At 33.0% G+C, this 8,293-nt stretch carries 10 protein-coding genes; 8 read left to right on the top strand and 2 right to left on the bottom strand.

Annotated features, from left to right (window positions below):
• Nucleotides 1-407 precede the first annotated feature (407 nt).
• From Q3907_RS06670 to Q3907_RS06635, 8 genes are all read left to right on the top strand, one after another.
• Nucleotides 408-1,406 carry an SPFH domain-containing protein gene (locus tag Q3907_RS06670; RefSeq protein ID WP_301897737.1) on the top strand — a complete coding sequence of 333 codons (999 nt, stop codon included), beginning with the start codon at nucleotides 408-410 and terminating at the stop codon, nucleotides 1,404-1,406.
• On the top strand, nucleotides 1,406-1,600 hold the full coding sequence (locus Q3907_RS06665; protein ID WP_117573687.1) for a PTS ascorbate transporter subunit IIC: 195 nt from the start codon (nucleotides 1,406-1,408) through the stop codon (nucleotides 1,598-1,600). Before Q3907_RS06670 ends, Q3907_RS06665 begins: the two co-directional genes overlap by 1 nt.
• Nucleotides 1,601-1,803: 203 nt before the next feature.
• Nucleotides 1,804-2,475, top strand: coding sequence for a Bax inhibitor-1/YccA family protein (locus tag Q3907_RS06660; protein WP_301897736.1), 672 nt, complete (start codon nucleotides 1,804-1,806; stop codon nucleotides 2,473-2,475).
• A gap of 83 nt (nucleotides 2,476-2,558) precedes the next feature.
• Nucleotides 2,559-3,620 carry a C45 family peptidase gene (locus tag Q3907_RS06655; protein WP_301897735.1) on the top strand — a complete coding sequence of 354 codons (1,062 nt, stop codon included), beginning with the start codon at nucleotides 2,559-2,561 and terminating at the stop codon, nucleotides 3,618-3,620.
• 4 nt (nucleotides 3,621-3,624) lie between these two features.
• Nucleotides 3,625-4,047, top strand: coding sequence for a MarR family winged helix-turn-helix transcriptional regulator (locus Q3907_RS06650; protein ID WP_295643383.1), 423 nt, complete (start codon nucleotides 3,625-3,627; stop codon nucleotides 4,045-4,047).
• 85 nt (nucleotides 4,048-4,132) lie between these two features.
• On the top strand, nucleotides 4,133-5,008 hold the full coding sequence (locus tag Q3907_RS06645; protein WP_301897734.1) for a YitT family protein: 876 nt from the start codon (nucleotides 4,133-4,135) through the stop codon (nucleotides 5,006-5,008).
• Nucleotides 5,005-5,814, top strand: a complete 810-nt coding sequence (locus Q3907_RS06640; RefSeq protein ID WP_301897733.1) for a Cof-type HAD-IIB family hydrolase — start codon at nucleotides 5,005-5,007, stop codon at nucleotides 5,812-5,814. Before Q3907_RS06645 ends, Q3907_RS06640 begins: the two co-directional genes overlap by 4 nt.
• Complete coding sequence (locus Q3907_RS06635; RefSeq protein ID WP_301897732.1) at nucleotides 5,808-7,031, top strand: NAD(P)/FAD-dependent oxidoreductase; 1,224 nt, start codon at nucleotides 5,808-5,810, stop codon at nucleotides 7,029-7,031. Before Q3907_RS06640 ends, Q3907_RS06635 begins: the two co-directional genes overlap by 7 nt.
• Here Q3907_RS06635 and msrA read toward each other — a convergent pair.
• Nucleotides 7,028-7,522, bottom strand: a complete 495-nt coding sequence (msrA, locus tag Q3907_RS06630; protein WP_301897731.1) for a peptide-methionine (S)-S-oxide reductase MsrA — start codon at nucleotides 7,520-7,522, stop codon at nucleotides 7,028-7,030. The two genes, Q3907_RS06635 and msrA, sit on opposite strands and share 4 nt — an antisense overlap.
• Nucleotides 7,519-8,259, bottom strand: coding sequence for a hypothetical protein (locus tag Q3907_RS06625; protein ID WP_301897730.1), 741 nt, complete (start codon nucleotides 8,257-8,259; stop codon nucleotides 7,519-7,521). Before Q3907_RS06625 ends, msrA begins: the two co-directional genes overlap by 4 nt.
• Nucleotides 8,260-8,293 lie beyond the last annotated feature (34 nt).

Here is an 8,293-nt window from a genome sequence, read left to right as displayed (position 1 = left end):
AGCACAACGGGATGTTTTTTTTGTATAGATGTATAAAAATTACGAGAAGTTGACGATAATACGTAACTACCTAAAAGAAAAAGGTGGAAAGAATCCACCTGATATTGAATCACTGATAGCTAAAGAAATACTGCCAATCCGTCCTAATCGCCAGAATGAACGGAAAGTGAAAGCCAAATCACCGGTATCTTTTAACTATCGATATGATTAACAACTAATATTATATATTTTTTAAAATGTAGTAGCAATACTACAATTTTCGTCGTGCTTTCAAATAAAAATACCATCCAGAAAATAGTATCTGGATGGTTCGTCATTTCTTAACTTAATGACATTGGGTTAACCTGTCTTTTTTTTGTTGACATGTGATATCAATATGATATCATTTAGATAGTGGAGGTGCTTATATGACAGAAAAAGTTTTAAGCAACAAAAAGAATGGCATGGCCATGATGATATTATGGATTGTTTTATATCTTGTAGCTTTATTGATGACAATACTTGGAGCAGCATTAATTTGGCCACTATTTATTATTGGTGTTGTATGGCTATGCATTGGTTGGATTCCATTTCTTGGCTTAAAAGTATTAAAGCCACAAGAAGCCTTGGTTTTAACATTATTTGGTAAATATGTAGGTACTTTAAAGGATGCTGGATTCTATTATGTTAATCCTTTTTGTCAGGCTGTTAATCCTGCCGCAAAGACAAAACTAAATCAAAGTGGAGATGTGGATGATGGTTCTAAGAAGAGTATTTTTCAAACACAAAATAATGGAACAATAGAAATGGCTTCTAAAAAAGTATCTTTGAAGATCATGACTTTAAACAATAATCGTCAAAAAATCAATGATTGTTTAGGAAATCCTGTAGAGATTGGAATTGCCGTTATGTGGCGTGTTACAGATACCGCAAAGGCTGTATTTAATGTGGATAACTACAAGGAATATCTTTCTTTACAATGTGATAGTACATTAAGAAATATTGTTCGTATCTATCCTTATGATGTAGCTGAAAATGTAGATACAACAGGCGATGGTATTGCCGATGAGGGAAGTCTTAGAGGTTCTAGTGAAGTGGTCGCATCGAGAATTCGTGATGAAATTCAATGTAAAGTAAAAGATGCGGGTCTTGAAATTATTGAGGCAAGAATTACATATTTGGCATATGCACCAGAAATTGCAGCCGTTATGCTACAAAGACAACAGGCAAGTGCGATTATTGATGCACGTAAGATGATTGTGGATGGTGCTGTTGGTATGGTTGAAATGGCATTGGAGCGTTTGAATGAAAATGGGGTTGTAGAATTAGATGAAGAAAGGAAAGCGGCTATGGTTTCGAATTTATTAGTCGTACTTTGTGGAAACCATGATGCGCAGCCAGTCGTTAATTCTGGCAGCTTGTATTAATGGAAAAGAAACAGATTCCTTTGCGTCTTTCAAAGAAATTGTATGATCAAATCGCTTCATGGGCAGAAGATGATTTTCGTAGTGTCAACGGACAAATTGAATATTTGTTGACGGAATGTGTGAAACAAAGAAAAAAGAATGGCAAATACGTCAGTGATACGATGGATGAGCCAATTGAATTGGATATCAAGTAAGAGAGTGTAGAGATACATTCTTTTATTTTTGGAAAAAATAAAAGCTTTTAATGTTAAACTAGAAAAACTTAGTAACTTAAGCTACTTTTAAAGATTAAATTTTGAAGACTTGGTTAATTGAATAGTCATTTTGATCGAGTTGTACATTGTAATGCATATGTAAAAAACATAAAATACTCTACAAACAGGAGGTAAAAAAACATATGTATACAAATAACTATTCAAATTCAGTAAGTACAAATTCATTATATAAAGTTTACAGTTGGATGATGGTAGGCCTTGGTATTACGGCAATCACTTCGGCATTGTTGTATGCTTCTGGCATATTCATGCTTATTATTCAGATTCCCATGATTTCACTATTATTACTCATCGTACAAATTTCATTAACGATTTCAATGGGACGTCAATTATCACGTAATACACCCGCTTCCACAATGAAGATGATGTTTATTGTGTATTCACTTACAATGGGAATCAATATGACATCATTGGCTTATGTATATAGTGCTGGACAGATTGCAGCGGCTTTTGGTATTAGCGCAATTTACTTTGCGTGTTTAGCCATTATTGGAAAGACAACTAAAATGGATCTTAGTAAAGTGGGAAACATTTGTTTGATTGGTTTGATTGCGATGATCTTTAGTCAATTTTTCTTCATGATATTTAGAGTTGGCATGGATGTACGCTTATGGAGCGTGATTGGACTCTTATTATTTACTGGACTTACGGCTTGGGACATACAAAAAATGAATTATATGTTGGATGGCTATGAAGATGAAAAGATATCGATTTATATGGCGTTACAACTATATTTAGATTTCTTGAATATCTTCTTATACATTTTGCGATTGTTAGGACGTAGAGATGATTAGTTTCATCTCTATTTTTTATGGTTGACAATGTAAACTAATATTGTATACTTTAATAGTTCACAAAATGAACTAAAGGAGTATGTATGAAAGTATTAAAGAAAATAGGAATTACTATATTATGTTTATTATTGATTTGTGGAATAGGCATTGTTTGTCTGTTTCACAAGGAATATAGCTCATTAAAATCATTAAAAAAAATCGATGCTTATCCAATGTATACAATGGATTATAGTGCGGATTATGGATTGGATGAGTTTTTAGAAAAAGGTGCAAGCAATGATAAAGAGCTTGTCGAATTTGTGGTGAATCACGTAATGAAGGGGTTACCATTAAGTATTGATATTCCAGATTTAGGTTGTTCTACATTTATTGCACAAAATAAAGATTCAGGATATCTGTTTGGACGAAACTTTGATATGGATTATTCGCCAAGTGTATTAGTGAAGACGAAACCTAAAAATGGGTATGCCTCTATATCCATGGTGAATTTAGGCTTTGTAGGATATAATGAAAAACATTTACCAGATACATTAAAAGATTCATTAGTAACTTTGGCAGCCCCTTATGCACCACTAGATGGAATGAATGAAAAAGGATTAGCGGTTGGCGTATTGTTGATTGATACAAAACCAACAAATCAGAATACAAAAAAGGTGGATATCACAACGACAACAGCCATTCGTTTGATGTTAGATAAGGCGAAAAATGTGGATGAAGCATTAGAATTATTATCTTCTTATGACATGCATTCAAGTGCCAATAGTTGTTATCACTTCCAAATTTGTGATGCTTCTGGAAAGAGTGTTGTTGTAGAATATGTGGATGATGAAATGAAGGTTGTATATCCAGACAAGAATTATCAGTGTGCCACAAATTTCTTATTGACTCAACCCGATGCAGAATTTAATTTTGGCCAAGACCGTTACCAAATTATTGATGAAAAATTAAGTTCCACAAATGGAAAACTATCCAAACATGAGGCTATGCAACTTTTATCCGATTGTTCGCAAGAAGCACATAAAAACAAACAGGGAAAAATATCAAAGACACAATGGTCTTGTGTATATGATTTAAAGAATAAAAAGGTAACGATTTGTGTGAATGAAAATTATGATGCGAAATACACAATTTCTGTGCTAGAATAAAATTATGAAAAAGAATGAACAAGTATTAGAAGCATGGCTTCAAATGACAACTGTTATCAATAATGAAAGAATCACCCCAGATCTACCTTATAATGAATCCATGATTTGTCGATATTTATATCAAAATCAAGATTTAAATGTAACTGCAACGGATTTATGCAACTATATGCGCATGCAAAAATCGCAGATGAATCGTACACTTACAAGTATGGAAAAAAAGGGACTGATTACACGTATTCGTAGTGAACAGGATACGCGTAAAATCTATATTACATTAAATGATTCGATGATTCGAATCTATAAGAAGCAACATGAAAAGATTTTAAAGATCGTAGATGAATTGTTTGAAAAGATTGGTTATGAAAAACAACCAGAAGTGATTGAATTATTTGATTTAATTACACAGACCGCAAAAGAAATGTTATAAAGATGAGCTGGATATCCAGCTTTTTCTTTTGTTTCATAAAGCCTTCTTTTTTGATAGAATAAAGATGGCGTTTGGGGAGGTTTATATGAAAAAAACAAATTATGTAAAAGATGTATTGGTTGTATTATTAGGAAATTTTATGGTGGCAGTATCCGTTGCTTTTTTTGTTTTACCAAATAATACATTAACTGGAGGCGTAGCCGGTGTGGCAGTGGCATTAAAACCGTTGTTGCCATTTATTCCATCGGTATGGTTGATCAACATATTGATGATTGGACTTTATATTGTGGGAGCCATTTTTTTAGGAAAGGCATTCGCATTGAAATCATTGATTTCAACATTTAGTTATTCGTTTTTTGTCTCAACATTAACTTATGTTACAACTTTATTTCCAAAAGATACATTTGTGATGCAACCCATGTTGGCAAGTATTTATTGTGGGTTGATTTCAGGTATTGGCTTAGGACTATGTTTTAGAGTAAACGCAAGTACAGGAGGAATGGATATTCCAGCCTTGTTGATTCATAAATATACGCATATTTCTTCAGGAAATTCCGTAATGATCATTGACGCGTTAACTGTACTTTTAGGTATGTCTACTTATGGTGTAGAACCAGCCTTGATTGGAGTTTTATCAGTATTTACATCTGGTTTTGCGATTGATAAAACAATTTTGATTGGTTCAAGTACAGCAATCAACTGTATGGTTATTTCAGATCAATGGATTGAAATTAAAAATCATGTATTAGACAAAATGAAACGTGGAGTTACTATTTTAGAAGGTAAGGGTGGATATACAAATGAATCTAAACCTGTATTGATGATTGTGATTCCACAAAAAATGTATTCGAATTTAGAACATGAAATCATGAAGGTGGATCCAAGAGCGTTTATTATCGTGAATAGTGTTCATGAAGTCGATGGTGAAGGATTTACTTATGAATTGGAGGATTTAAAGTGACGACAAAATTAGTTATTTGTGACATTGATGCTACATTAGTCAATGAGAAAAAAGAATTAACACCTAGAACGAAGAAAGCTTTAATTCAGCTTCATGAAAAAGGCATTTATTTTGGGATTGCCTCAGGTCGTCCGGCCGATGAATTAAAACGAAATAAAGAGTATTGGGATTTACCTTTTGACTTTGACTTTGTGGTAGGAATGAATGGTGCAGAACTTTGGGATGGAGTGCACCAAAAATTCTACAGTTATTTCATGATGCAAAAAGAATGGCTAAAAGAAACCATGGAAATCATGAATGTTGTTGAGTGCAATCCAATGATATATTGGGATGGAAAGATTCGTTGTGTTCATATTGATGATTGGATGATTCATTCGGCTTCTACATCGCATAAAGAATTGGAAATTGTAAAATTAGAAGATTTCTATGCACATGAAAACGCAAAAATCATGTTCCGTATGAAAGAAGAGGATATGCCTAAGGCAGAAGCTTGGGTAAAAGAACATCCAAATCCTTATTATCATGGTTTTAAAACACAATCCACACTACTTGAATTTTGTGATAAAAGAATCAATAAGGGGTATGGACTACAAAAAATATGCGAACTCAATGATATAGATATAAATGATGTCATGGCCTTTGGAGATACATCCAATGATAATGACATGTTAAAAGTGGCTGGTTGCGGTGTTTGTATGATCAATGGTACGGATGATACAAAAGCTTGTGCTAATGCCATCACTAAACAGGATAATGAGCATGATGGTTTAGCTATTTATTTAGAAGAAAGTGGGATCCTATGCTAAAAGTATGCGTAATTGGAGGAGGACCTGCCGGTTTAATGGCTGCTTATACAGCTCGTTTAGAAGGGCATCAAGTTGAATTGTTTGAAAAGAACAAGCAATTGGGTAAGAAATTACAACTCACAGGTCATGGGCGTTGTAATGTGACGAATAATTGTTCAAAAGATGAATTCTTTAAGCATGTTGTGCACAATGAAAAATTCTTATATAGCCCATTCTCACAATTTTCTAACTTAGATATGATCAAATTTTTAAAATCCAATGGTTTACCTACGATTGAAGAAGATCACGGACGTATGTTTCCAGGTTCAAATTCAAGTCAAGACATTGTTTTATTGTTTGTAGAACTTTTACGTAAAAACAATGTCATCCTACATATGGATGAAGCTTGTACAAATGTAGTTGTTGAAGAGAATCGAGTTGTTGGAATCAAAACGGATAAAGGAACATATTCATTTGATGTAGTCATTGTCGCAACGGGAGGAAAATCATTTGTATCCACAGGAAGTAGTGGAGATGGATATAAATGGGCAGAAGCATTGGATATAAAAGTTAGTAATCTATATCCTGGATTGGTTTCATTACAAACTAGAGAAGACTTTGATTTGGCAGGTCTGTCCTTGTCTAATGTTGGAATTCAGGTAAAAAAAGATAAAAAGGTTCTTTATAAAGAATGCGGTGATATTTTATTTACCCATGAAGGTTTAAGTGGACCTGGCATTTTGATAATGTCAAGTTATGTTATCAACAAAGATCCCAAAAGAATTATATTGGATTTGATTCCAAATAAATCAGTTGATGAAGTTGATGCTCTTTTGCTAGAGAGAATGAGCAGTCTTTCAAATAAACAATTAAAACATATATTAGAAATGATGATTCCAAAGCGATTGGTTCAATATATTATGAATCAATTAAATATTGATGTTAATTTAAAAGCCAATGAAACAACAAAAGCACAAAGGAGAAGTATTAGTGAATTGTTGAAGTGTTTAAGCTTTGAAATTGTAAATTTTGCCGGCTTTGAACAAGCCATGGTTACTGTTGGCGGAATCAAGACAAATCAAATTCAGCCTCAGACAATGGAGACTAAGAAAATTAAAGGTTTAAAATTTGCGGGAGAAGTTTTAGATTTGGATGCACAAACAGGTGGATACAATCTGCAAATCGCATGGACAACTGGATATGTTGCAGGAAGTACATTAAAAGAAGGGGCTAATTAAAGTCCCTTCTTAAATTTTGATGCAGGAATATGACAATAAGCACCTGGATTTTTGTCTAGATATTTTTGATGATATTCTTCGGCATTAAAAAAGTTTTTTAGCGGTTCAAGTTCAACAGCTAATTTTGAATCATATTTCTTTTGGATTTCGTTGTATTTAGTTTGAATGATATCTAAATCCGTTTTTTCCACATAATAAATACCTGTACGATAGGAAATACCAATATCTTCACCTTGCTGATTGATAGATACTGGATCAATAATATCAAAGTATAAATCTAGTATTTTAGAAAGTGAGATAAGTGTGCTATCGTATTGTATTTTTAAAGTCTCTGCATGACCTGTAAGTCCTACCTTAACATCTTTATATTCTGGATTCTCTGTATTACCATTTGCGTATCCAACTGTTGTCTTTAAGATTCCGTCAAATTGATCAAAGTAATGTTGTACACCCCAGAAGCATCCACCAGCTAAATATATTGTTTTTATCATTTTAGTTTATAATATTTTCCTTTCGAATCTTTTTTATATCTACCCACTTTTTTTGCATAATCACTCTCAATCCATTTTGAAAGTTTGCATTTCTTTTGTTTGTTGGCTAAGATAGGCATTAAATACTTGCTTAAATCATCAATCGATGCATAGCGTGTATTGATTTTAGGATATTTTTTTAAGGCTTCTAAAACTTCTTCATCACTAGCCTCATCTGGTTTTTGGTTGGATTGTTGCTTCTTTACTTTTTGAACTGTTTTTGGCTGATCTTCTTTTAACGGTAATAAGAATGGATCTCTTGTTTGTAAGATTTCAATATCGATGTCTTTGCCTTGAAACATTAAAGCTTGTTTAATACCATGAAACCCTTGGTCATTTGTGACAAGAAGAATTTTTTTAGGTACGACATTGGCAACAACTTGACCGAGTAGTGTCGCACAATAGATGTCCGCAAAATTCTTTTGACTTTGATGAGTGTTAAAACAATAGGAATTGGGAAAATCCTTGGCAATCGTAAAGATTTGTTGCCATGCTTTTTGTCCTATTTTTTCAAAATTTCCAAAGAAAAAGAAAACGCTAGGACTTGTTGCGTTAAGTGTTTTAATATCAAATTGCTGAACATTTTCGCAGTCAATACAATAGAGTGTATAGTCTTCAAAATTATCGATTTTGATATTTTGAGGAGAAAAACTCATGCATTGTGAAAAAGTTCCAATTGAAAAATTAAGTTGTGACATTTTATTCATCCTTTCGTAAATAATTATACCACAT

The sequence above is a fragment of the uncultured Holdemanella sp. genome, assembly GCF_958348295.1.
In the GTDB taxonomy this organism is placed as follows: Bacteria; Bacillota_I; Bacilli_A; order Erysipelotrichales; family Erysipelotrichaceae; genus Holdemanella.
Note: the sequence above shows the minus strand (reverse complement) of the source record. Positions and strands in the feature narration are given on the sequence as shown.

What these genes read in the sequence shown, in the direction of transcription:
- Q3907_RS06650 (WP_295643383.1), top strand. Translation starts at nt 3,625, where the DNA reads ATGAAAAAGAATGAACAAGTATTAGAAGCATGGCTTCAAATGACAACT.
- Q3907_RS06635 (WP_301897732.1), top strand. Translation starts at nt 5,808, where the DNA reads ATGCTAAAAGTATGCGTAATTGGAGGAGGACCTGCCGGTTTAATGGCT.
- msrA (WP_301897731.1), bottom strand. Translation starts at nt 7,522, where the DNA reads ATGATAAAAACAATATATTTAGCTGGTGGATGCTTCTGGGGTGTACAA.
- Q3907_RS06670 (WP_301897737.1), top strand. Translation starts at nt 408, where the DNA reads ATGACAGAAAAAGTTTTAAGCAACAAAAAGAATGGCATGGCCATGATG.
- Q3907_RS06655 (WP_301897735.1), top strand. Translation starts at nt 2,559, where the DNA reads ATGAAAGTATTAAAGAAAATAGGAATTACTATATTATGTTTATTATTG.
- Q3907_RS06660 (WP_301897736.1), top strand. Translation starts at nt 1,804, where the DNA reads ATGTATACAAATAACTATTCAAATTCAGTAAGTACAAATTCATTATAT.
- Q3907_RS06625 (WP_301897730.1), bottom strand. Translation starts at nt 8,259, where the DNA reads ATGTCACAACTTAATTTTTCAATTGGAACTTTTTCACAATGCATGAGT.
- Q3907_RS06665 (WP_117573687.1), top strand. Translation starts at nt 1,406, where the DNA reads ATGGAAAAGAAACAGATTCCTTTGCGTCTTTCAAAGAAATTGTATGAT.
- Q3907_RS06645 (WP_301897734.1), top strand. Translation starts at nt 4,133, where the DNA reads ATGAAAAAAACAAATTATGTAAAAGATGTATTGGTTGTATTATTAGGA.